This is a genomic window from Methanosarcina thermophila TM-1, from assembly GCF_000969885.1.
Taxonomy (GTDB): domain Archaea; phylum Halobacteriota; class Methanosarcinia; order Methanosarcinales; family Methanosarcinaceae; genus Methanosarcina; species Methanosarcina thermophila.
The window spans coordinates 1009091-1034867 of record NZ_CP009501.1; the positions used below are offsets into that span (position 1 = coordinate 1009091).

Annotated in this window: 17 protein-coding genes, 1 pseudogene and 1 CRISPR repeat array; of the genes and pseudogenes, 10 read left to right on the top strand and 8 right to left on the bottom strand. The window is 38.3% G+C overall.

Going from position 1 to position 25777, the window contains the following annotated elements; translation table 11 throughout:
- The first annotated feature begins 2 nt into the window (after positions 1 to 2).
- Together MSTHT_RS04270 and MSTHT_RS15005 are read left to right on the top strand one after the other, a co-directional pair.
- Positions 3 to 1247: a methanogenesis marker 16 metalloprotein gene (locus MSTHT_RS04270; RefSeq protein ID WP_048166705.1), complete on the top strand. Its 1245-nt coding sequence runs from the start codon at positions 3 to 5 to the stop codon at positions 1245 to 1247.
- 226 nt (positions 1248 to 1473) lie between these two features.
- Complete coding sequence (locus MSTHT_RS15005) at positions 1474 to 1698, top strand: hypothetical protein (protein ID WP_048166706.1); 225 nt, start codon at positions 1474 to 1476, stop codon at positions 1696 to 1698.
- Between the two features lie 532 nt (positions 1699 to 2230).
- On the opposite strand, the gene MSTHT_RS04280 is transcribed toward MSTHT_RS15005, so the two are convergent.
- A complete protein-coding gene (locus tag MSTHT_RS04280; RefSeq protein ID WP_048166707.1) occupies positions 2231 to 2482 on the bottom strand; it encodes a transcriptional regulator in 252 nt (83 codons plus the stop codon).
- 234 nt (positions 2483 to 2716) lie between these two features.
- Between MSTHT_RS04280 and MSTHT_RS04285 the strand changes: the two genes are divergently transcribed.
- From MSTHT_RS04285 to MSTHT_RS15010, 3 genes are all read left to right on the top strand, one after another.
- Entirely contained in the window at positions 2717 to 2992 is a 276-nt protein-coding gene (locus MSTHT_RS04285; protein ID WP_231588187.1) for an aminotransferase class V-fold PLP-dependent enzyme, read from the top strand.
- A complete protein-coding gene (locus tag MSTHT_RS04290; RefSeq protein WP_048166709.1) occupies positions 2993 to 3724 on the top strand; it encodes a HesA/MoeB/ThiF family protein in 732 nt (243 codons plus the stop codon).
- A gap of 260 nt (positions 3725 to 3984) precedes the next feature.
- On the top strand, positions 3985 to 4134 hold the full coding sequence (locus MSTHT_RS15010; protein WP_231588188.1) for a hypothetical protein: 150 nt from the start codon (positions 3985 to 3987) through the stop codon (positions 4132 to 4134).
- Positions 4135 to 4246: 112 nt separating this feature from the next.
- On the opposite strand, the gene MSTHT_RS04295 is transcribed toward MSTHT_RS15010, so the two are convergent.
- The 3 genes and pseudogenes from MSTHT_RS04295 to MSTHT_RS04300 all read right to left on the bottom strand — a co-directional run bounded on the left by MSTHT_RS04295 (position 4247) and on the right by MSTHT_RS04300 (position 6732).
- Positions 4247 to 4645 carry a serine protease family protein gene (locus tag MSTHT_RS04295; RefSeq protein WP_231588189.1) on the bottom strand — a complete coding sequence of 133 codons (399 nt, stop codon included), beginning with the start codon at positions 4643 to 4645 and terminating at the stop codon, positions 4247 to 4249.
- Between the two features lie 376 nt (positions 4646 to 5021).
- Positions 5022 to 5348, bottom strand: a pseudogene (locus tag MSTHT_RS15495) (histidine kinase dimerization/phosphoacceptor domain -containing protein); the annotation flags it as partial.
- Between the two features lie 892 nt (positions 5349 to 6240).
- Positions 6241 to 6732 carry a rubrerythrin family protein gene (locus MSTHT_RS04300; protein ID WP_048166711.1) on the bottom strand — a complete coding sequence of 164 codons (492 nt, stop codon included), beginning with the start codon at positions 6730 to 6732 and terminating at the stop codon, positions 6241 to 6243.
- A gap of 1466 nt (positions 6733 to 8198) precedes the next feature.
- Between MSTHT_RS04300 and MSTHT_RS04305 the strand changes: the two genes are divergently transcribed.
- Positions 8199 to 9197, top strand: coding sequence for a catalase family peroxidase (locus MSTHT_RS04305; protein WP_082086764.1), 999 nt, complete (start codon positions 8199 to 8201; stop codon positions 9195 to 9197).
- Between the two features lie 344 nt (positions 9198 to 9541).
- On the opposite strand, the gene MSTHT_RS04310 is transcribed toward MSTHT_RS04305, so the two are convergent.
- Together MSTHT_RS04310 and MSTHT_RS04315 are read right to left on the bottom strand one after the other, a co-directional pair.
- Complete coding sequence (locus tag MSTHT_RS04310) at positions 9542 to 10771, bottom strand: acyltransferase family protein (protein WP_048166712.1); 1230 nt, start codon at positions 10769 to 10771, stop codon at positions 9542 to 9544.
- 508 nt (positions 10772 to 11279) lie between these two features.
- Positions 11280 to 11576, bottom strand: coding sequence for a hypothetical protein (locus tag MSTHT_RS04315; protein WP_048168379.1), 297 nt, complete (start codon positions 11574 to 11576; stop codon positions 11280 to 11282).
- An 852-nt stretch (positions 11577 to 12428) separates the two neighbouring features.
- Positions 12429 to 17815: direct repeats of the CRISPR family, unit length 37 nt; unit sequence GTTTCAATCCTTGTTTTAGTGGATCTTGCATTCGAAT.
- Between the two features lie 640 nt (positions 17816 to 18455).
- On the opposite strand from MSTHT_RS04315, the gene MSTHT_RS04325 reads away from it, so the two are divergent.
- Complete coding sequence (locus MSTHT_RS04325) at positions 18456 to 18776, top strand: hypothetical protein (protein WP_048166714.1); 321 nt, start codon at positions 18456 to 18458, stop codon at positions 18774 to 18776.
- 523 nt (positions 18777 to 19299) lie between these two features.
- On the opposite strand, the gene pheT is transcribed toward MSTHT_RS04325, so the two are convergent.
- Positions 19300 to 20946 (bottom strand): phenylalanine--tRNA ligase subunit beta, encoded by a 1647-nt coding sequence (gene pheT / locus MSTHT_RS04330; protein ID WP_048166715.1) that lies wholly within the window; start codon positions 20944 to 20946, stop codon positions 19300 to 19302.
- Between the two features lie 803 nt (positions 20947 to 21749).
- Here pheT and MSTHT_RS15345 point away from each other — a divergent pair.
- The 3 genes from MSTHT_RS15345 (at position 21750) to rnhB (ending at position 24540) form a co-directional block, all read left to right on the top strand.
- On the top strand, positions 21750 to 22370 hold the full coding sequence (locus tag MSTHT_RS15345) for a cation:proton antiporter domain-containing protein (RefSeq protein WP_269429863.1): 621 nt from the start codon (positions 21750 to 21752) through the stop codon (positions 22368 to 22370).
- 23 nt (positions 22371 to 22393) lie between these two features.
- On the top strand, positions 22394 to 23770 hold the full coding sequence (locus MSTHT_RS15350) for an NAD-binding protein (protein ID WP_269429864.1): 1377 nt from the start codon (positions 22394 to 22396) through the stop codon (positions 23768 to 23770).
- Positions 23771 to 23871: 101 nt separating this feature from the next.
- Positions 23872 to 24540: a ribonuclease HII gene (gene rnhB / locus MSTHT_RS04340; protein ID WP_048166716.1), complete on the top strand. Its 669-nt coding sequence runs from the start codon at positions 23872 to 23874 to the stop codon at positions 24538 to 24540.
- Between the two features lie 117 nt (positions 24541 to 24657).
- On the opposite strand, the gene MSTHT_RS04345 is transcribed toward rnhB, so the two are convergent.
- Entirely contained in the window at positions 24658 to 25716 is a 1059-nt protein-coding gene (locus MSTHT_RS04345) for a right-handed parallel beta-helix repeat-containing protein (protein ID WP_048166717.1), read from the bottom strand.
- Positions 25717 to 25777 lie beyond the last annotated feature (61 nt).

Sequence of the window (25777 nt, forward strand, 5' to 3'; positions counted from 1 at the left end):
CTATGAAAACGATTGAGGAAATTAACGAGAGAATTGCCTGCAATGATGCGATAGTCCTGACTGCAGCAGAATTTAAGTCCATGGTTCGCAACGGTCAGAAAGTGACTGTCGATGATGTGGATGTGGTCACAACCGGAACATTTGGCGTAATGTCCGGCACGATGGCTGTTATGATGGTACCCGTAGCCGGGAAGTGCAGTTTTGAAAGGGCGGACGCTGTATGGTTAAACGGCGTACCTGCCCAGCCCGGTCCCTGCCCTAACGAACGACTTGGGGTTGTAGATCTTGTGATTAACGGGACAGCCCATGCCGATGATCGTTATGGCGGAGGGCATCTTTTCCGGGATCTTGTAAAAGGAAAAACTATTGATGTGCTGGTGGAGGCACATGGGAGGAGTTACGAAAATCAGGTTACGCTTGATGAGATTGAACTCGCCCGAATAATCACTACAAGACTTGCGTTCAAAAATTATCACGCACTGATAAACCCCACCTCTTCCACGATAAGCTCTATCTTCTCTGTGACAGGACTTACAGGTCCTTTTACGGAAGCGACAGTATCAGGGTGCGGGGAGATAAACCCTCTGCATAATGACCCCTCCCACAGATCGATAGGTGTGGGCACAAGAGTGCTTTTAAACGGTGCACCGGGTTATATCATGGGAAAAGGTACCAGGGCTAGTCCTGATAAGCCAAACGTCTCAGCCTATGCAGATATGAAAGGTATGGACCCTACCATGATGGGCGGGATGAAAACCGCACACGGTCCTGAATGTCTGACCTCGCTTGCAGTCCCTATCCCTGTTCTTGACGAAGAGATCCTTGAGGGGTTAAAAATTCTGGACCGGGATATCCCATTACCGGTATCGGATGTAAACGGGCGTACTGCACATGCAAAAGTAAACTATGGGCATATATGGGAAGGCACTGACAAAGTTATCCGCGTTGAGGAAAGTAAATGTCTGCACCATCCGAACTGTGCTGCAATGCGCACATGTCCAACAGAAGCAATCTCAAATGATTGCGTTATCAACAGAGACCTGTGTATTAACTGTGGAACCTGTACACTCCAGTGCCGTGAAGGAGTATTCCGTGCAAGGCTTGGGTCCATAGAACTGGCTGAAGGAAATGTCCCCATATCCCTGAGGCAGTCAGACAGGGCAAGGGCAGAAAGGCTTTGTACAATGCTTAAGAACCGTATACTAAAGCAGGAGTTCGTACTCACAAAGATGCTGGAACCTCTCTGACCGATTCCGAATTTATGAAATACTCCTGGAATCGCAATACTGCTATCACGTCAACTCTATAATGTTACAGATAACAGGTTGCACTAATAAGTCCAAATTATTGGATAAGTTTATTAGAATTTTCGGAATTGACGTGATATCTATCACTCAGTTAGAAAGATGATTTTATTTTTTTGAAGTGCTGGATTTCTGGGTCATTCATTGATACATAGCTGGTGTTCTTATAGTGAAAGAAAAAATTGAGTTTGACAGTCATACTCATGAAGAAAACAAAGGGATCTCAAAAAATTGTGCAGGGAATTGCGGCAATGCTGGATTCGAGAGATATTCCATATTCCCAGATACGGCGGGAATGGGGAAGGATATTCATAGAGACCACGGCTGCCCGACTTCGATGACCTTCCCATCTGTTACAATTACTCTTGTTTTTCCAAGCAATTCTATTATATGAGGCATTATTAAACCTATTAACTGATTTTAAACTGATCAATATATTAAAAGGGGTAAGATTTTGAAACTCTTTCTTGTGTATTATGTAAATAACTCAGGACTTGGCAAACGACATTCACTAGATTTTAAATTTTTGCGCAGTATTCACTCAAACTTTTTTCAGAACTCGTTACAGTTTCCTAGATGATGTTTCAATCTGCCCAAAACTCGGATTGGGTTGCCCGTACTGCTGTAACATACGGGCAATTTGCAGGAAATTCACAATTGTGAATTCGTCTTATGTTAAATATAGTTATCGAGAAGTTTCTATTATTTAGAAAACTGCGCTTAAAAATCAAAGGAACACAATGAAAAGATATAGAAAAAAGACAAAGAAACTTATAAAAATCGGTATTATGCCTCAGTTCTTCTTAGTCTTACGCTTTATCTTCCGGTATGCATTCCTTTTCATTATCGGCTTGCTCTTCCGGACCACATATACTGCTGCACCTCATTTCAATCCCCCGGGCACTCACGCAGATCTCACAGATCCGTTATACATCGTCAGAAACCATATTGTCGATCAGATCCTGAGCAAGCTTTTCAATTAATTCCTTCGTCTCGCCCTGAAATTCGATCCTGTATCCTCTTTTTCCCGAGATATACTGAGAAGCTGCAGACAGGGCAATCCCAAGCAACTTTGCCACTATTGTCTGTAATTGTCCTTTTTTTACAAGTTCGATTGCAAGGCTGGCTCTTATTGCGGGAACCAGATCCCACACAATCTTCTGACAGGGAGTTTCCATAATTACCTCACTTTTTAAGGTTTACAATTGAGAACAATATAACTTCAGTATATATATTTATTATTAGTAGAAAATAATAGTAAGACTGTTTGAAAAGGAGAAGGTAGAAGTAATATATATCTAGAGAGTGGCTTGATTTAACAGTTTTCAGAATTTCCGAAAAAACCTATGGTTCTCCTGAACACTTATCTTTTCCGTATATTTTACAATAAAACTTAAATAGTCACAATTGTTATGATTATTCACAATTGTGAAGGCGACAATGTGATTGTTGATGATAAGGCAGTTTACATTGACAACTCGGCTACAACTCCTATAAGAAAAGAAGTTGTCGAAGCGATGTTTGCCTATATGAAAGAGAATTTTGGGAACCCTTCTTCCATCTATGAGATTGGAAAGATCTCAAAACATGTAATAGACAGAGCAAGGAAAAGGTTGCCGATGCGCCCGAGGCTGAAGAAAACGAGATCTATTTTACAAATATATACATTGAGACCCGGAGTACAATAAATGGAGAAATATATAGCAGAAAAATATGTCAGACAGATAATGCTTTTTGGAGAAGAAGGCCAGAAAAAATTAAGAAAAGCAAAAATTTTCGTTGCTGGGGCAGGAGGGCTTGGATCTCCGATCTCTACCTATCTTGCCATTGCAGGTATCGGGAAAATAATACTTGCAGATTTTGATTCGGTCGAACTCAGCAATCTCAACAGGCAGTTTCTCCATCATGAAAAAGATGTAGGGAGAGAGAAGATCAAATCCGCAGAGGAAAAACTCCTCTCCCTGAACCCAGAAATAAAAATCGAAACGATCAGAGAAAGAATTACCGAAGAAAACGCAGATTCGGTAGTTCCTTCCTGTGACCTCATAATAGATGCGCTGGACAACTTTGATACAAGGCATGTGCTAAACAGGCTTGCTGTGGAACGGAACATACCCCTGGTTCATGGAGCGGTTTCGGGATACAGGGGGCAGGTAACGACTGTAATTCCGGGAAAAACTCCATGCCTTTACTGTATTTTTCCTACGTCCTTAAAAAAAGAGGTATTTCCGGTACTTGGAACAACTCCAGGGGTAATAGGTACCATCCAGGCTAATGAAGCGATTAAATATATAACAGGGCAAGGAAAGCTTCTGGAAGGACGCCTCCTGTTATGGGACGGGCTTTCATGCTCTTTTAGTGAGCTGAAGATTAATAAAACTGAAAATTGTCCGATCTGCAGAGCTAATAAAGAGTTATGAAGCTCTCTCTGAATTCCTTTTTCATCAGTTCGTCGTTTATTTCTTAATTTATTATTTCATCGTTTATTTCTCAAACCTATTACCTGTTCATAATTTGTGCTTTAAATTTAAACACAAGTCCTGCACCCAACCTTGAGCAACAGAACATCAACTAAGGCAGAAAACTGACTGATGAATAAAGGGAATACTACTAGTAAAAAGGGTTTTCTTCTACACTGGCTCCTTTTTATGATACTGTAGTTATGCCTTTTTCCGGTGTAATGGATAAAGTGGTAAATACTACAAATGCCAAAAAAGGTTCCAAAATATTAGACATTGCCACAGGAACTGGACAGCAGATCGTATATATTAATTTTGATAGGATTGAGAAGGTAAGAAAAATTGTGCTGCAAATTATAGGGGAATTTTAAAAGCTTTTTGTTTCTTAAAAAAGAGACCCTTTAGGGGATTTTTTATTAAAATTTTCGAAAATGTTTATTTCCTTAAAAGAGCAATGTTTAGAGCCGATCTGATTCTAATTTTTCATACGTTTCCCAGGCTGCGGAGAACTTTAGAAGAAATCGCAATTCCCATGCAACTGTCAAGCATTATCGAGGATAGAAGCCCTATTACCTTTCCTTCCTGCAGGATAGGGGAGCCGCTGTCTCCGGGTTTCGGCATATCAAGACACCTAAAGCCCAGATAAAGCAGTGAAGCTCCGGCATTGACCACCCTGCACCGGACAATATGAATATCATTGACAAGAAAAGCTTCCTCCAGTTCAGTTGCACTGCCAAGTTCGGTTATTTTAACAGGATGTTCATAAGGAAGCTTTATCAGGGCAAGATCATAAGCTTTCAGAACACTGGTAACAGCAACTTCCATCCCATTCACTATCAAATTATCTCCTTCCCCCCGGAAGATATGGGATGCTGTGACCATATAAGGCAGCCCTTTGATTAAAATAACGGCGCCAACAATACACCGTTTTCCCTTATAGAAAAAAGAACTGCCTGCTTTTATCATAGATCTTTCATTAATCAACTGATTTTGATTAGATTTATTAATGGCACTTATCATATTTATGTTAAATCACGCTCTATTTACGTTTAAGGAACTCTAGAAGCCTGTATTCTCAAAAATAAGACATGAAGTGCGTATTTCCTGGAGAAATTATCTTCAAAAGTATCGCATCTTGTCTGGCTTATATTTATTATTCAGCTTGTCTCCAGCCTCCCGAATGAAGAGTTTGATCTTAATTTCCCCCTTGATTCGGTATGGAAATGCATATTTTAAAAAATTAGCTGATCCAGTCTGGAAATGCATACTTTAAAGAATTAGAAACAAGTTCATTGACAATCAACCCAAAAGGCACTGCCGTATGCATATCAAAGAAAATATTCTTTCAAGTTCCATGCTTAAGCTGATACTGGAATCTCCAAGCCTGTAAGTCTGGAAAAAAGATTTCAACAAGGTTCTCCAGATATAGAGAGAAGTTCAGCCTATTGATTTCTCCACCTTCGTGCAGTTCTTCATGGATAAGTGCCATAGATAGGACTCTATTCTGGCTTACCCTGGAGGTTTCAAGGGTTTCCGAGTCCTCAACATATCCCCGGTTATTGAAGCTTTCAGCCTGGAGATTGATGTTACAAAATGAGACTTTGGAAATGAGACTTTAGTAATCACAGAGCTATGTTGTTCCTTAAAATTAGCTGAGAAGTAGATGGTAGGGTCGAGTCCCTATTCTCGTCCCTACCTGCAATCCAACCCAAAGATTAAGAGGAACCCTATTACTCTTAATCTGGAAATTAATATAGTGATATAATTATATATCATTTTTGGCGTGAAAAATTAGCTTCATTTTAAATTTTAATGATATTGAAAATTATAATGTAATAAAAAAATTCAATCATAGAATATTTTTTTATATGAAACTATTTTTTGCGTCATAAATTTAAAATAAAATACAATACTAAGTAGATTCCGGAGTGGAGGACTAAGGGAATAAAGTGGGGGATAGCGTCAATATAAAAGATTGCCTGGAGGTTACTGATATATCTTCGAACAAGCGGCAAGGGAGATAATTTCGGAGAAACTGTATATGGGGGAGTACAGTGAAAGAATGAAATACCTCCAGGCAATTTCTTAATGACTGTTTTTCTCTGTTTTCTATCTTTTAGTTTTCTGTTTTAACCTGTGTTGAGACCAATATTTTTATTAAATATTTTAAAGATACAGAGCTTTCCTTGATAAGCCGAATTTACTTTTACTAGTGATTTTTTTTACAAAGACTTTCTGACTCGCAGAAAATTCAATTCCTGACAATAAAGATACGTTTCCTGATTATCATCCTCTTTAGAAAGAAATAGAAAATGATTTAAGGAACATTCTTTTTAGAAAGAAATAGAAAATGAGATAAGAAATATAAAAAGAGATATTAAATGAGAAGCTTAATAGCAAAAAAGTAAACGGAGAGCCTTTTCAAATTTGTTAGCTCTCGTATGTTGCGCCGAATGTCAGAAAAGCTGTTCTATTTTTTAGTCGATTTTATTGAATTTGGAAGAAGCTGCTCCGCAAATTGGACAGTTTCCCTGAGGTTCGCCTTCTAAAGTATATCCACAGACACTGCAGACGTAGTAATCAACCTCTTCATTCTGCCCAATTTCGTTCAAGGCTTTCTCAAATAGTGCGGCATGAATTCTTTCCACTTTGTTTGCCACTTCAAAGCTCCAGAGGGCTCTTTTGTCCTCTTCCTTCTTCGCCTCCTCTATAAATTCAGGGTACATCTTCGTAAATTCATACGTTTCGCCGCTAATAGCATCTTTGAGATTATCCATTGTGGTTCCAACCCCTCCCATCCGCTGAAAATGATTGAGAGCATGGACTGTTTCAGCAGCAGCAGCGGCTCTGAAGAGCTTAGCTATCTGATGATAGCCTTCTTCATCGGCTCTTTTCGCAAAGGCAAGGTATGTTCTGTTTGCCATCGATTCGCCGGTAAATGCGGCTTTAAGATTATCTTTAGAACTCATACATATCTCCCCTTACTAATTAAGATCTTTTCTCATCTTATTTACTATATCATGTAATATCAGTTTAGCGCCCGAACGGGCTGGTATTAAACCGAGATCTGTTGTGCTATGCAATATTATAGTCATTTGCAAAAGTATCTGAATATATTCAGGTATTCTACAAAGCCAATTTTTTGTAAAAAGTATAATAAATTGTATTCTTAATCATCTTTTGACTAAGAGATTATCTTTTGACTAAGAGTATCCTTTTAAAAAAATATTTTTTATATAACTCTTACAATTGCGCTGTTTTATTGATATTATTTAGTCCTGCAAAATAGATCTTAAGTTTGAGTAAGTCCTGCTCTATAATGAACCTGAAATATTTTGCGTTAAACAATTTTTTGCTTTGATAGAATTTTTGATATCATTTATTTAATATATTTTTATGATATCCTATGTGTTGGAGTTGGAATAAAGCAAAAGAATTTCCCGTAGAATACTACCTAGAATTTTAAGGAGTTTTATTCATGAAATATCTAAAAACATGTCCAAAATGCAGGGGTAACCTGGAATTACATTCAGATGGTGAGACCCAGTATTGTAATATTTGCAGTTACTGGACAAAAACCGGTACTGCAAGGCTCGATTCAATAATGATTTATGGATAAGAAATCTACATAAAAAATCATAAAATGAGGGGGAGAAATATGGAATACGAACTTGAGGAAGTCGAAAGAGATTACATCGAATTTAGAAAAGAAATGGGAGAGGAGTAAACACTCTCCATTTTATTACTTCACCATATACTCATGTATTTATTCAAGAGTATACTCTACTTTTATGAAGAAGATTTAACATAGACCTGTTAAAAACAGTTAAATGGTTAATTCCTGCAAATATTCAAAAAGTATCTTTATTCCTTATCTAAAAGTATCTTTATTCCTTATCTAAAAGGATCTTTTATTCCTTATCTAAAGGTATCTTTTATTCCTTATCTAAAAGAACCTTTTATTCCTTATTTATTATGAGTTCCAAGAAAAACTAAAATTGTGAATTCGTATTTAAGAGCAAATTTATTTCTAGTGCAGGACTTATTCATTTTTTTAAAGATTATTAATATTAAGAATAAGTTATTCTGTAGATTTTATATTATTAAATGCTGCATATCGTTCCATTACGTGTTTTTGACCAATACAGAAACAGATCAAACACAATCCGATGAAGGCACAAAAACAGCACTTATTCCTGGTACATGACCATAAAATGAATCTTTCGCAAACTTAGCTGTGTACTATAACAATCAACCTGCTGATCTATGGAACTCATTCAGGGTAGCAAACAGGTTAAAAAGTGATTTTCAGCAATAAGCGGAAAGAAAGAGGCGTGTAAAGGTCATCAATATCGAAGGCAGGTCTCATATGGTACAGAATTGGACGATGACATGAAGAAGGTCGTTTCCGACAACAAATTGAAAGGAGATATTTATGTCACAGGAAAATAATTATCATGCACTTTCAGACGACAAAATTGGGAAAAATTATTCAGAAGAAAACCTGAAATCCTTTCCCATTCAGCAGAATTCAACACCTGCTGAGCTGGTCGATGCGCTCAATCTGGTTTTCGGCAAGCAAACCTATGGCCGCGCAGTCCATGCGAAAGGTATAGTGATGAGGGGAAGGTTTCTTCCCAGCCAGCAGGCATCAACTTTGAGCAAGGCACCGCACTTTCAGGATATCGCAGTTCCCATAACCGTCAGATTTTCCGACTTTGCCGGCATACTCACGATCTCGGATACCGATCCTCTTTCAAGCCCACGCGGTCTTGCATTGAAATTCCACCTGCCGGATGGGACGGAAACGGATCTGATAACGCATTCGTTCAATGGATTCCCCGTCGCCACAATTGATGAGTTCAAGGAACTCTTGATCGCGCTTGGTTCAAGTGGACCTAGTGTTGCTGCGCCTACACCGGCTGATATTTACCTGGCTGCACATCCGATTGCGAAGTCGTTTCTTGAGTCGCAACTGCCACCTCCAGTAAGCTATGCAACACTCACTTATTATGCTGTCAATAGTTTCAAATTCACCAATGCACAGGGTGAGACCAGTTTTGGGCGCTACCAAATAGTTCCTCAGGCAGGCAATCAGTTTTTATCTGAGGAGGAAATTGCGAGAGCATCCCCCAATTACCTTGCTGATGAAATCCGTCAGCGAGTAGCTGACTCTCCTATAAGGTTTAATTTCCGCGTCCAGCTTCCGGAGCCAGGAGATGAAATAGATAATCCTTCAATTGCATGGCCAGATACACGCAAAACTATCGATATCGGTGTTATTGAAATTACGGAAGCAGTCCATGATAGTGCTACAGTGGAGCGTGATCTGCTCTTTCTGCCATCCCGATTACCAGCAGGAATCGAGCCAGCCGACCCGATGGTCTATCGCAGTCCAGCCTATATAATATCATACCAGCGTCGTCATCAATAAATCGAGAGAAAGTTAGGCTGGGACACTCAGCTATCTGAGGTACCTGGCGAATATCAGAGATCCTGGCAGCAGCAGATACAGATTCTTAACCAGATTACCTACAACCCAAGAAACTGCTATTGCAAGTAAGAGCCCTCCAACTAGAGGAGCTATCCCGCGAGGCAAGTTTCCTGTAAAATATGACCATTCAAAACAAGGTTTCAAAGTATACTGATAATGGACTGTAAATACGGTTAATGCATTAGCAATACACTGGTAGTATACTGGCAATTATACTTTTTTATTTTAAAAATTAGATTCTTGTTTAAATTAGTGTTTAGTTGCTATAGCACGTTTGATGTAGCTCATTTGAATAATTTATTATATATTGTAAAAATCGCATTTGATAGATAGTTTTGTGTTATATTTCCTGCACTGATAGGTCTGAAGATGCTGGCTAATTGGTTATAGAAAACCTTGGATAATTTTATACCCCTCATATCAACATACCTGTAAAACAGATAGCTCAGGGGTATTATTACTAACACAGACAGGACACAGGAAATCAGGACAGCTGCACCATAGGGTAATACCGGATGCAGGACGAGGAATAGTGCACAGGTGAGAGTGCTTATTACCAGGAAATGTACCAGGTACAGAGAATAGGATATTTTTCCGAGAAAGACCAGTACCGGAGAAGAAAATATTTTTTGCATCCGTTGACTGTTAAGTAAGACATACATTAACATGCCTGCACCAAGAATATGGTAAGCATACTTTGGTGTCTGGAAGAAACCGTTATCGAGAAACGCGTATAACGAATCAGCTGTCACGGTGCCTACAGGGTATGAACCTAAAAAAAGTCCCGAAGCCAGTACAATAGACAATATTACTTTATTGCTTGTTTTAAATATTGATGTCTTACCGTTGAATACGTCGGCGAGCCCCATTCCTATAATGAAAGCCAGATAGTAAGTGTTGAGGAAGAGCACGACTGCGGCAAGGTAAAATGTCCAGCGGGCACGCAGGGACCCGAAAAATAGAGCCATTGCAAAAACAAGCATCGATCCATAAAATTCTACTGACATGGTCCACAAAACAGGGTTATAGGTATCATCACCTGCGAAAAAAGTCCCCCAAGCCGCCTGTTTAATTGCTTCGGCAAGATCTGGTGTAAAAGTCCAGTAATTGGCATAATTATTGTTTCCTGAGATCATTACAGCTTCAATAAAGTAATGGTACATTTCGGTTGATGCCAGTAAGAATGATAACATTGTAGCTGCAAATACTGGAACAAATAATCTTATATATCGGCGTACTGCACCGCTTATTATTATGCTCCTGTCTTTTGTTTTAAAATATTTTTGAGTTAATACGTAGCCGCTAAGAACGAAGAAGATACAGACCGAAAAGTTCCCTGCGCCTATTAATCCCAGTGGTGTACTTGTAAATATCTTTTCAAGATTTCCGAGATGTGACGGCATCCGATCACTATAGATCATTGCCGGGAGTAATACTATAAAAAAGTGCATTAACATAACATTAATCGCAGCTACACCGCGCAGCCCATCAAGATAGCCAATCTTTTCGGTCATACTTATTGCTCAAGGAGGATTTCATTCAATGGTTTATACAGCTAGTCCTGCTGGAATTTAATGAATTATTCTGCCACCACTGCCCTTATTCTGTCTCAGTTCTGTTTCAGTGCTAGCTTTAGTGGGCATTGATCCTGAATAACGATAGTTACAGATAAAATAAGTCTTTCCATTTGTTCCAATTATGTTTTATTTGTATCGCTCACTAAGCAGAATTATGCTAGAAAAAATTGTTGACTAAGTGGAATTATATTAGAAAAAATTGCTTGACTTAGCAGAATTATGTTAGAAAAAATTGTGTGTAACAGGATAGAAGGCTCTAAATTAGATAGGATAGAAGGCCCTAAATTAGCTTTGATTATAAAAATTCTATTAATGGGGTTTCTATATTTACATAAAAAGTGTTATTACATCATAGAATTTTCATATCAATTCACTAAAAAAATTCCAAAGAATGGATTCGGGAGAATCCAGTTAATCTCCACTGATTTTTACTGTTAATTGAACTTCAGTCTTTCAGGACGGTGCCTCCATCCTCACAATTAGCTATAAACACTCCGTTATTAAGGACGCCGCCGGGAACATTAATGATTCCGTCTTCTATCCAGACTCTATAATTCTCAGAGATTAAACATCCTTCATCCTTTTGGAATATTGAGGAGTGCTTATAGTAGTTCAATCGTATAGTATCTGGGGTTTCCTCATAGAGTCCACATTCTTTGAATTTTTTATTTATGTAGACGTCAAACGTGCCATCATCGTGGAGAATAAAGTGGGTTGTTCTGTTAGTGTATTTTCTGGGCATAGGGATCACACTGGTTTTAATAAGTTAAGATATGAAATTTATTTTTCAGTTTAATCTATAGGGTTTTATTATAGGGTTTTATTTTTGATGCTGTTCGGCTTCATATACAGTTTCACATATTTATATATATTTACTTTTATTTATCATTTTTTAGGGTTTTCAACAGCATCTATAACAGCATTAAATTAGAATAATATAAGTTTTGTCTCTTTAAAACTCATTTTTATTCGGGTTGCTTAAACAGAAATTCGCGCTGGAAATTCTATTGTTGCCTTAGTGAGTTTTTGTTACAGGATATGTTTTTTGTTTACAGGATAGCAAAGATGTGTTGCTGTGGGGCTATTATCTAATCCTTGCCACTTGCTGCTCTTTCTTTTTTACATTAATTCCAACGATTCTTCCAGTTTGGTATAAATATAAAAAGACCCCGACAATTGACATTATTTCTAAAATTGTAAAGTAAATCATTTGTGAACTATCACCCAAATTATAATTATGCCAGATAAATAAAAGATAACCGAAGCAATAAATCATATTGGCATAATACGCTTTATTGACCATAACCATGTATGATGCTATTAAGTTAGGTACGATTATCCAAATAGTTTCTATCATTTTTCCTATCCATTTTTATTATGCGAGTCTCTAAGAACACATAATAATAGTATTATATAAAAGTTATGATAAAAATAAAATTATGCGGTCCTTTCTTACAATAACCGGACAACTTTTGTTTAAAATAAACCAGTTTATATAAAAATATTAGCAGATGTTAAGTTTGATAGTACAATTCATGGAACTGTTTTGCTGCGAATTTGGATAAGTACAGACTAAAAACTCCTGCACAAAATTACCCCAATCCTTGTTTTAGTGGATCTTGCATTCGAATAAGCGTACGGTTCACCGGTTGCTTTGGATGGAATATGTTTCAATCCTTGTTTTAGTGGATCTTGCATTCGAATTCGAAGACAACAGGAGCCGGGCAGGAGTCTTTAAACGGTTTCAATCCTTGTTTTAGTGGATCTTGCATTCGAATCCGCCTACCCATGCTAAACGGTTATCCCCACATCCAGTTTCAATCCTTGTTTTAGTGGATCTTGCATTCGAATGTTTCCCCACCCTGAAAGAGACCTGAGACGAAAGAGTTTCAATCCTTGTTTTAGTGGATCTTGCATTCGAATGTTTCCCCACCCTGAAAGAGACCTGAGACGAAAGAGTTTCAATCCTTGTTTTAGTGGATCTTGCATTCGAATATGTAGATGGGATTGCCTAACCACTCACTTGTAAGTTTCAATCCTTGTTTTAGTGGATCTTGCATTCGAATTCGTAAATGCCGAGGATCACGAAACGTTTGTAGAATTGTTTCAATCCTTGTTTTAGTGGATCTTGCATTCGAATAGAATTCTTCAGTTCATCCCTGATAGGTCTTTCACCCGGTTTCAATCCTTGTTTTAGTGGATCTTGCATTCGAATGTTCTCACCGGACATGGTCGAGGATGGTATGACTAGTTTCAATCCTTGTTTTAGTGGATCTTGCATTCGAATCCATTTTGATTTTATTTTTTTCGTTTGATCTAACGGTTTCAATCCTTGTTTTAGTGGATCTTGCATTCGAATCTTAATTTAATCAGGCTTATAACTGAACTCCCCGACTGTTTCAATCCTTGTTTTAGTGGATCTTGCATTCGAATTTCAGACAAAAAAGAACGCAACTGTGGAGAAGGTATAGTTTCAATCCTTGTTTTAGTGGATCTTGCATTCGAATGATATTGTACGCGGGTGCAGTCGATTGTCCTTGAAAGGTTTCAATCCTTGTTTTAGTGGATCTTGCATTCGAATAAGTATCCGGTACGAACGCTCAGCTGTACATAGGCGGTTTCAATCCTTGTTTTAGTGGATCTTGCATTCGAATAAGTATTGGATGAGTACGAAGAGATGAAAAAGGAAAGTTTCAATCCTTGTTTTAGTGGATCTTGCATTCGAATTGGTCTTCCCGCTGTGCCCTCTGCACTCCCAGGAGAGTTTCAATCCTTGTTTTAGTGGATCTTGCATTCGAATTTCTAACGAGAAACAGGTAAGTTCTTGTCCAAATTGGTTTCAATCCTTGTTTTAGTGGATCTTGCATTCGAATAAAAGGAACTGCTGGAAGGTTATCTATACGAGCCATGTTTCAATCCTTGTTTTAGTGGATCTTGCATTCGAATAATTATGCAAGCGGAGGAACGGTATAGGAACCGCAGCAGTTTCAATCCTTGTTTTAGTGGATCTTGCATTCGAATATGGTTGAAATTACCTTCCCGCTTGGATTCTTCAGTGGTTTCAATCCTTGTTTTAGTGGATCTTGCATTCGAATGGGCTTGATGTCTTGCCAATGGATACAAAGAAGATATGTTTCAATCCTTGTTTTAGTGGATCTTGCATTCGAATAGCAGTCGAAAAGATTTTGAATGTCAGAGAAGAACGTTTCAATCCTTGTTTTAGTGGATCTTGCATTCGAATCAATCGACGACAAGATTACCTTTATTTACGGTACTGGTTTCAATCCTTGTTTTAGTGGATCTTGCATTCGAATGGATCGTCAGATGCTTTTGTGGAAAGAACTGTACGCGTTTCAATCCTTGTTTTAGTGGATCTTGCATTCGAATGAGCTGGATGTAATTCTCATCCTGGCTGCACTACGATGTTTCAATCCTTGTTTTAGTGGATCTTGCATTCGAATAGTTTTATATCAGTTTTGACGATTTCGGGAATATCAAGTTTCAATCCTTGTTTTAGTGGATCTTGCATTCGAATCAAGATTAAAGTTTTGTAGTAAAGCCCAAAGCCTAGTTTCAATCCTTGTTTTAGTGGATCTTGCATTCGAATATATTAAAACAGTTGACTGCCTACGCAAAAGAACACTGGTTTCAATCCTTGTTTTAGTGGATCTTGCATTCGAATGAGGTGGAAATGTCGAATGTCGAATTATGATACACAGTTTCAATCCTTGTTTTAGTGGATCTTGCATTCGAATCCGTCAATTTTTCAGGATCGAATGACCCATTTATAGTTTCAATCCTTGTTTTAGTGGATCTTGCATTCGAATTCAACCGCTACCGAATTTTCGTTTTTGAATACTTGGTTTCAATCCTTGTTTTAGTGGATCTTGCATTCGAATTCCGGGGGTTGAAGGTTGGCGGCCTTCAATCTCTACTGTTTCAATCCTTGTTTTAGTGGATCTTGCATTCGAATCTTTAATCTTGTCTTCTCTGCTCTCTCAATCTCAGTGTTTCAATCCTTGTTTTAGTGGATCTTGCATTCGAATCCAGTGTATGATAAAATGTACTGTCTGAAAGGGAAAAGCGGTTTCAATCCTTGTTTTAGTGGATCTTGCATTCGAATTTTTTTTCCCGTTTTCATCGAGAGAATTCCTCATGGTTTCAATCCTTGTTTTAGTGGATCTTGCATTCGAATCATCAAAAAATACCTCTTGAGTAGTGCCATCTTTAGTTTCAATCCTTGTTTTAGTGGATCTTGCATTCGAATTGGGATAAATGACGAGGTTGAGATTCAGGCAGCTAGTTTCAATCCTTGTTTTAGTGGATCTTGCATTCGAATCTAATCAACAAAAAAATTGAGGGAAACAATAATGAAGTTTCAATCCTTGTTTTAGTGGATCTTGCATTCGAATATATTTTATCTAAGAAGGCGAGAAATATTTACCTGTTTCAATCCTTGTTTTAGTGGATCTTGCATTCGAATTTTATACCAGTTTGCAAAATCCCAGTTTCCAGCTCTGGTTTCAATCCTTGTTTTAGTGGATCTTGCATTCGAATTAGTCAATCCCCAGGACGTCCAGGACCTCGATGAATTGTTTCAATCCTTGTTTTAGTGGATCTTGCATTCGAATATGGATATTCTTCTGTACGCTGTTCTGCTCGTTTTGGGTTTCAATCCTTGTTTTAGTGGATCTTGCATTCGAATGTGCTTAAGCTGTCTGGGAGGGTTGGGGCTGAAGATAGTTTCAATCCTTGTTTTAGTGGATCTTGCATTCGAATGTCGTTCAAGGTTCATCGTGGGGTAGTTGACATAAGTTTCAATCCTTGTTTTAGTGGATCTTGCATTCGAATTCTTAATGCAGAGATGGAGAATGCTGGAGTTCTGAGTGAGTTTCAATCCTTGTTTTAGTGGATCTTGCATTCGAATGTTAATGGTTGCAGGTGGAGCTGCAGCAGGAGCAGGTTTCAATCCTTGTTTTAGTGGATCTTGCATTCGAATGTATAACGAGGTAATCAGGGAAAGGCTAAAACAAAGTTTCAATCCTTGTTTTAGTGGATCTTGCATTCGAATCTGTCCCATACACATCTGAAAATTTCGTACCATTTGCGTTTCAATCCTTGTTTTAGTGGATCTTGCATTCGAATCTGTCAATAGCTCGGCATACGGTCCTTTCGGCAAAGTTTCAATCCTTGTTTTAGTGGATCTTGCATTCGAATAAATAGTACCCCAATCAATAGTCTTTTTATTGACCAGTTTCAATCCTTGTTTTAGTGGATCTTGCATTCGAATTGGTATGTCGTCATGTTCTGTCCTCAATGTCTATAGAGTTTCAATCCTTGTTTTAGTGGATCTTGCATTCGAATGATGGGGAAAGCTGCTCGGTCGCTGGACTTGTGGAGCAGTTTCAATCCTTGTTTTAGTGGATCTTGCATTCGAATGGGATGAAGAAACCACGCTCTTCGTAGATTTTCCGGGTTTCAATCCTTGTTTTAGTGGATCTTGCATTCGAATAATTAACTCGGATAATTTAGTTCTGAAGGGCAAAACGTTTCAATCCTTGTTTTAGTGGATCTTGCATTCGAATCTTTATTTGTACGGGGTGTACGGGGTATTTTTGAAAAAGTTTCAATCCTTGTTTTAGTGGATCTTGCATTCGAATGCCGAGAACCGAGGAATAGACCTCTGTGTAATAAACATGTTTCAATCCTTGTTTTAGTGGATCTTGCATTCGAATTGATGATTTGGATTTATAACAGGATATTTTGAGGGAGTTTCAATCCTTGTTTTAGTGGATCTTGCATTCGAATAGGCGTTGTAGATGTTTAACAGGGTCGAATAAGTAGTTTCAATCCTTGTTTTAGTGGATCTTGCATTCGAATTGAGAGGCTACAGGAGTTATCCTTCGAGGGAGTAAAAAGTTTCAATCCTTGTTTTAGTGGATCTTGCATTCGAATAGACTAGGATGTCAGCTGAGATATTCATCCGAGCCGGTTTCAATCCTTGTTTTAGTGGATCTTGCATTCGAATTCTTAGGTTGTACAATATACTATACAACCTATTACTATAGTTTCAATCCTTGTTTTAGTGGATCTTGCATTCGAATTTGAATCATTGGTGAGTTTTCAAACGGCTACCTTTGTTTCAATCCTTGTTTTAGTGGATCTTGCATTCGAATGTCACAGAGCGCATGATATGCCACATACGTAATCTAGTTTCAATCCTTGTTTTAGTGGATCTTGCATTCGAATCGGATATTATATGTGTGGATACAATCAGAAGGAATAGTTTCAATCCTTGTTTTAGTGGATCTTGCATTCGAATTAGGGATATCACACGTTCATTTCGCGTGAGGCCGTCGGTTTCAATCCTTGTTTTAGTGGATCTTGCATTCGAATTCCTCGCACTCATCCGACTCTGGAAAATATCCGCAAGTTTCAATCCTTGTTTTAGTGGATCTTGCATTCGAATATCACGGAAAAAGGCAGCACAGCCGAGCGTGAAGCCAGTTTCAATCCTTGTTTTAGTGGATCTTGCATTCGAATATGTTTGCAACGGCATAATCTCCCGAAGGCGAATATGGTTTCAATCCTTGTTTTAGTGGATCTTGCATTCGAATTTAAAAATTTAGTAAGTGAACCTTCAATAGACTCCTCGTTTCAATCCTTGTTTTAGTGGATCTTGCATTCGAATAAAAAGAACTAATTCGGAGGAAAAGAAAATGATATGTTTCAATCCTTGTTTTAGTGGATCTTGCATTCGAATAGTATATCCTGTTTTTCAAAGTATGGTCATGCAGGGTTTCAATCCTTGTTTTAGTGGATCTTGCATTCGAATTGTAAAAAAATATAAACACCTATAATAATATAGGAAAGTTTCAATCCTTGTTTTAGTGGATCTTGCATTCGAATTCGGTTAGAATTTGCACTTAAACCGGGGTGAAGAGGTTTCAATCCTTGTTTTAGTGGATCTTGCATTCGAATAGGGGAAAATTTTCTTTTATTTGGCTAGAAAAAGCCTGAAATTGGTCCTATATTAAAACTAAATTTCTTGTTGGGATATTATCAAACCCTTTATAAATACAAGAAATATAATGCTTTCATGGTTTTTGGCTATTATGTATATGCTATTCTACTTATTAAAATCTTGGTTTATTCTTTAACCAGCAATATTTTCTACAGCACAAGTCAATTTCCTAAGTCTGCAGCCAGAAGATTATTGTTTAAGCTTATAACGGTATTTGTATAAAATCGAATATTTTTTACTCTTTTTTAAAATTATAGCTTAACTTACCACTTCACATACAAAAATCTTTAGCGAATTTACATTCACGGCATACCCCTGCGCTGCTGTTTTTTCAATATTAACAAGCTATCAAATTTCTTTCGTCCTTTTGTTGATCTCTGCGATTTTTTCCCAGAACTGTGTAAATTTTTGTGTCAAAAATTTAATATACTACTGTGTATAAAATAGTATCAAGTTAGATGAAGATAAGGGGGAGCTTTCGAATTTTTTAAATTTATTTTTGTTAAGTTCTGGGCGATCCTTATTAAAAAACTTTATAAGTAGGCAAATACTTTAAAAATGGAAGGGACCAAATTATAATAATAATGGGTGGTAATAGTGGGAAACTCCTTCGAGTATGGTCAATACGCAACAATTTCTGGAAGACACTCTGAACCTGTAAGCGGTATAATCAAAGTTGACCTGTATAGAGACGAACAAGAAATTTTACAGGGGTTTGTGCGTAGTAAAGCTGAACAGAAAACAAAATATTATAGCAACAGAATAGCTGAAATGAATCGGAAATACGGCATGGATTACTCAACTTTTCAAAACAGGGTTTATTTAAGAGCAGCCGAGATAGATCTTGAGGAGTGGAATGACCTCGTACTATGGGGAGGTTACGTCAAAGCATATCGATACTGGGCACAGTTCTGCTGAGCTCAGGTTTAAATGCTGGAAACCTGCCGTTCTAGATACTTCATATATTAAGCTCTTGCACAACGAGGAAGAATTAAATATATTTTTTCCGCAATCGAAAAGAGAATAGCATTTATAAGTTATTTCTAACTTTTTTCGGCATCCATAGCTACAGGCTTTATCTTAATTGAAAAACGGAAGAACCTGTGAAGTTATAGAATTTTTATACTATTTCTCATGAACTAACTGGGTAATGTAATGGGCTATTTAATATATCAATTCTCTAAAACTCTTGACTCAATATAAATTGTCTCCACATTCTTTTTTTATAGGTTCACTGTGAATTTAAGCTTATATTTTACTTAATTGCTGAACTTTCCTGCCCTTAGAAACTCCCTTAAAGCTAAGTAGTTAAAAAAATCTAAAAAGATTAATTGAAAAGGGGTTTAAAAGGTTAGTTAAAAAAAGGTTAAAAAGGTTAATTGAAAAGAGGCTAAAAAGGTTAATTGAAAAACAGGAGAAAATTAACCTTCTAATTTTAGTTTTAGCCTATCAATTTAAATTCATTAATCAGGTCTGTCATGTCAAGCTCAAATCCAACAACTGCATACCCCAGGGTAAAATTGCTTATAACCTCAGGATGGAATTCTCCAAAAACCCCAATTTTTTTGCCCTTAATATAGACATCAGCCCGCCTGCCTTCAAGAAAAGCAGGGTCTTCGGATTCCTTCACCTCATAGGGGAGCATCATTTCCCTCATGAAGGCATCCACTACCTCATAAACCTCGGTGAAGTTTGCCTGCGGGTGAATTGAAACTGCAGCTACGTGCTGTCTTGTTATTTCGTTGCGTACAACCTCCCCGAACTCGAAGATTTTTTGAGGAAGTTCCCTGTGCTGGTTTAATGCAAGGATCTCAAGGAGGTTGGGAAGCAAAGCTGTCCTGACCATTGTCTGGTCTTCGCTAATCGAGTGAAGGACATGCGTGACATCATCCGTCTTTTGCCTGCGCATGTTCTCAAAATTGATTTTTTCACTGGTGAGCGTAAAGGGCATGACCTCATAGTAGCCAAGACCAACCATTATTTCATTTATAGGAGAGCGAATCAAAGAAATCGGATGTGCCTTTCCTGCAGTATAGGTCTCGGGAATCCTTAGTTTGATATTCTCATACCCATAACCTTTGCCTATATCCTCGATAAGGTCGTAGTTATGAAGAATGTCAGCCCTGTAAGCCGGAACTTTCACCTCAACAATTTCTTCGTCAAGAACTTCTGCTCCAAAACGCATCCTCTCAAGCTGTTTAACTATTTCTTCCAGCGAGAGTTCCATGCCGAGAAGGGATTTTACCTCAGACTTTGTAAGGAGCCTGCTCTTCGGCTCAAGGTCAGGCAGGATTAACTCTTCGCAGTCGGGTCTGATAACCTTTACAGACTCTATCCGCCCGCCCCTTTCCGCAAGCGCGGTAACTACAATATTCAGGGCAGTGTATACGGCTTCTCCTAGCCCTGTGACATCGATGAAAAGGTCGGTAGTTTTCTCAGTCACGCTTGTAAGTGTCCCGTTAATAATAGGCGGGAAGGACAGCACATTGTCGTCAGCATCCAGAATGATAGGATATTTATCAAAGTCCCTGACAAGATGGGCAAACCTTTTACCTTTGGGATGCTTTTCCAGGATTTCGGTCATGCTCATTTTTTCAGTGTAATCCAGAGGCACGAACTCGAAACTCGGGTCAATAGCCATATACCTGAAAGGCGGCTTTACGTTTGAGAGGTCGTGCACGCCTATTGATACTTTTTTCCTGTTTCTTCCAAGCCCCCAGTGTAGATCTTCCTGAAGATCCATAAGGGATTTTATGGAAGAGGATGTGAACTTTACGCCTCTTACAACTGCACTCCCGAGAAAAGGCCTGATTCTCAGGATATCCTGGCTGACAAAAATCGAAACGTTTGACGGATGTACCTCATACTCGGGCAGCCCGGTCTCAATATCCAGGAAACCTCGCATTGCCCTGGCTACCCCTTCCACACTATAAAGATCAGGTCTATCAGGGAAGAATTCGATATCGATAGACTCTTCTTCAATCCTTTCGATGTCGGCTCCTATCATGGGCACCCTATTTATTATAGTTTCCTTATCGGTTCCTGTGAGTTTCTCGAGGTCGTCATACTGCAAGGTAATTACTGGCATTGGAAATTCATCTCGTGCATGGTGTGGAAAATATATTTTTTAAATATACATCTAATTAGAAAGAATAAGATATATTGTCTTAGAAAATGCTAAGAGATTCTCTCTTTAAGGTATAATTCTTTTGTGAATAACTACAACTTAACTTCCAAAATACTCAACTTTAGATTTAACGTTTTTGTTTGAGGCGGTGTTTGAAGAACTTCAAAAAAAATTGAAAATCTGGAAAGCCTGGAAAACACAGCTCTGGGAGCGAGTTTGTGCTAGAGTCTCAAATTTAAACTGGCTTTTCGCTATTTTGAGTGGGTAATTTACATCCATTTCCTGAGTATTGAAGCAACATGTTCAAAATTTAGAAAGTTTTATTATTTAAAATCAAATTCGAGCTCATTGTTTTTCCCCTTGATCGAATAACTGTATAGTTAATGAATTATTTTTTCAACGCATAAAAAACGGCGAAGAGTTTTTAAATTGTAATTCGTTGAGGCAGGAAATATATTTAAACAATAAACTCAGATTTATTCAAAATAATATATTAAAATATTTGTATAGTTCTAGAGCTATCACAAAACCAATCTTATTCCCAAATCATAACTTTTCAGAAAGATTTCCATAATCAGAAATCGATTGATTATTCAGAATCGGGATTTAGAGAAGTGATATTGAATTTTGGGATAAGTTCATAGTCAAAAATTTCACTGAGGGCAATTAATGAATACTTCATGCCTATGTTCAGGTTCAATATTCTTAGTTAAAATGTTCAGACACTTAAATACCTCTGCCCTAGCTCCAGAGGAGTAAAATAAATGATAACATCTTTACTGGCACATATTGACGTACTTCTTGGCTTTGGCATTTTAATTCTTACTATATTCTACAGATTTGACTTCCCTCCTGTACTGGGTTATCTTGTAACAGGTATGCTGATAGGACCTTATGGGATCGGCATTATAAATGGAGGAGAGATTGTAGATTTAAATTCCGAGCTTGGTGTGATCTTCCTTCTTTTTACAATAGGAGTTGACCTTTCCTTAGGGGAACTCTGGAAAATGAGAAGGGATGTACTGCTTGGGGGAACTCTCCATTTGCTCTTTACAACAGCATTAATTTTTGTTGTATGTTCCGCTTTAGGCTTTAGTCCAGCGACATCTGTCTTTCTCGGTTTGTTAATTTCACTTAGCAGTACCGCAATAGTAATCAAGATTTTTCAGGACAGAAATGAAGTCAATACTGCTCATGGGAAAACTTCGCTTGCAATTCTGATATTTCAGGATCTTGCAATTGTACCTCTGATGTTGATCACTCCGATACTTGCAGGAAATTCTGTAAGTTTTGACGGAGCCCTTCCAGGTATGTTGCTCAAAGGTTCGCTCATTATCCTGGTTTTCATTCTGAGCGACAAATTTCTGTTTCCCTGGATATTTTAGTAGGTAAGACCGGAAGCAAACAATTGTTTCTAGCCAGTGTTGTATTCATCTGTTTATCATCAGCGGTCTTTACCTCGAGTATCGGGCTGTCAACAGCTTTTGGAGCTCTCTTAGCTGGAGTCATTATGTCTGATTCCCAGTACAGTAAACAGGCAATGGGTAATATTTTACCTTTGAAAGACGCGTTTATGTGTTTCTTTTTTGTGTCTGTAGGCATGCTTCTGGATATTAACTATTTACTTGATAACCTCCAGATTCTCGTATTTGCAACACTCGCCTTAATTATCGTAAAATCAATAGCTGGAGTTGTTGCAAATCTCTTTCTTGGGGCTCCTCTCCGTACAACTATATTGACAGGACTTGCACTTTCACAGGTAGGAGAATTCTCTTTTGTTCTTTCCAGATTAGGAGTAGAATATTCACTCCTGACAGAAGAGACTTACCAGGCATTTCTGGCGGTTTCAATCCTTACTATGGGTGCTGCGCCTTTTTTGATTAATGCTGCCTACAAGCCTGTTGACTTTATTGTCAGAAAGGTTTCAGAGACTCCTCTCGGCATGAAAATTGTAAATGGTTTCTATTCAAGCTCTCTTCAAGAGGAAACCGATGTTGAACCTGACATAAAAGACCACATTATAATCGTAGGCTTCGGTTTTTCCGGGAAGGCAATTTCAAATGCTGCAAAAACTGCAGGTATCCCTTATATCATCGTGGAATCAGACCCTGAAACTGTCAAACAGGAAAAAATGAAAGGAGAAAGTATACAATATGGGGATGCGGTATTTGGGGCTGTACTGGAACATGCGGGAATAAAAAATGCAAGAGTTCTTGTAATTGCGATTTCAGATGAAGCCTCTACAAGGAGAATAGTCGAGAAGGCAAAAGAGTTGAACCCTAATGTCTGCATTATTACCAGGGTATGGGATTTACAGGAAATGGAATATCTCAATGACCTCGGTGCAGATGAAATTATCCCCGAAGAATACGAAACTTCAGTAGAGATCTTTTTCCGCATACTGAGAAAGTATCTGGTGCCACAGGAAGATATTGAAAAGTTGGTTAACGACCTGCGATCTAACGGCTATTTAATGATGCGAAAATTGTCTGTCGATACAAGTACAGAATTTAACAGCGAATTCAGTCTAAAGGATGGGCTTCCAGGAGTAGATATTCAGGTGGTTAAAGTAGAAGAAGGCTCTAATTTTGACGGAAAAACCCTGGCAGATCTGGAATTAAGGAAAAAATATAGAGTGACAGTACTTTCTATTCGTAGGGATTCAGAAATGATCTATGTTCCTGATGGGAACTCCCTCATCCAGGCAAAAGACGTCTGCGTTATTTTGGGAGAACCCAAGGATCTTTTCAATATAAGAAAGTTCTTTGAAAATGTTCACGAATAAGCGTCATTTTCTTTGCAACTTTTTAGAGAATAAACTATGCCTTACCCTACTTTTATAAGTAATAAAAAAGCTCTCTTCCCTAAATAAGGAGCAGCCGAAAAATGATGATCGCAGGAATTGATGAAGCCGGAAAAGGTCCTGTAATCGGACCCATGTGCGTAGGAGGCATAAAAATAGAGGAGTCGAGAGCCCATATTCTCAAAGTTCTCGGGGTTGCAGATTCCAAGAAACTGACGCCGAAAAAACGGGAGCATCTTGCAGCCCAGATAAAAAAATATGCGGACGACTTTTTTATTCTGGAGGTCAGCCCTTCTCAGATTGACGAACTCAGGAAGATCATGAGCATGAACGAGATTATGGTTGTCTGTTTCTCGAAGGTGCTCGAATATCTGAAACCAGATGTAGTTTTTGCCGATGCAGCTGATGTTAAAGCCGAGCGTTTTGCATACAACCTCCGCAGACAATATGCAAAAACCAACCCTGCCCATGCAGAGGAAATCGAAATAATCTGCGAACATCAGGCAGATATGATCTATCCCGTTGTTTCGGCTGCTTCAATTATTGCAAAGGTGCGCAGGGACGAGCTTATAAAGGAACTCAAGCAGGAATGGGGCGATTTCGGCAGCGGTTACCCCTCAGACCCCAAGACAAAAGAATTCCTGCTGAAATGGGGAAAAGAGCACTCAGGAGAGTTTCCCAGTATAGTCAGGCAGTCCTGGCAGACTCTAGTAAATATCAGGGAAGAACTGAAAAAGGATGAACTTAAGTGAAAAATCGGAAATTGTAAAAAGAGAGAAAGTTCATAAAAATGAAAAGAATTTCGAAATATAAAAATTCTTTTCACTCGAAATTCCAGTAGATTTTACACTAGCAATAAATCATTATACTTACATATCTATGTTATTCTCATTCATATTTTCCAGGGTTTCTTCTGAGGAAACATTCTCGACAAGAGGCATGTAATCTATATTTCCGGTTGTCTCGTTGACAACGTAAGGCGTGTCTCCTATACCGTTTCCATCAGCATCTGTTCCGTTATAATCATTCCATGTATTGCCTGCTGAACTGCTGTTCCATGTGTTCGTTCCTTCATCTTCAGCATTGAAGAAGTTGAAGAAGTCATTCAGGTAAATCGTGTTACCGGATGATCCGCTGGAATATATCCCAATTCCATTCATGTATATGCTGTTATTAGTCAGGAAATTGGATTCAGCCGTATTGTCAAGCACAATTCCATTATCGTTTCTTAAAACGAAGTTATTTTCAAGTGTGTTCATTCTTGATGTGGACAGTAAGATTCCTATCTCATTTGATTCTACAGTGTTGCCCATAAGGGTATTGTTAGTAGAATTGTCTATGTGAATTCCGTGGTTGTTAATTGTAGCCACATTATTTGACAACTCATTTTCGTTAGATTGGGTCAGGTAAATTCCGCTGGCTCCAAAACCTATAAGGTTGTTGTCAAGGTGGTTAAAATGGGAATTGCTGAGGCCAATGCCAATATCATTCAATATCAGCGTATTGTTACTTATTAAGCAGTTTTGCACGCCTTCAAGGGAAATCCCGACCTCTCTGTCCATATCCATTCCTGAAGGGCCTCCTGCAATATAGAAGCCACTTATTGTCACGTTGTTTGACCTTATGGTGAATACATCCTCAGCCGGAATTGCACCAATTACATAGGTGCGATTCATCATGTCACCCGAAAGGTCGGTGCTCGAGATAATTGAAATTTCCTTATTTACGTTTACATTTTCTCTGTATACGCCAGGGCTTACGAGGATTGTATCTCCATTCTGTGCATTATTAATAGCTTCCTGGATCGAAGTATAGTTTCCTTCCCCATTACTGCCTACGGTGAAAACAGCAGCATCTGCCTGAGTAGATGCCACCCCGAGCACAAGAAGAAGGGCTATGCAAATACTCTGGATCGGTTTTCCTTTCATAGACTGATACTCCCCCTATTAATTATATAGCTAGAAAGATAATTCCTGTCTTTATAATAAT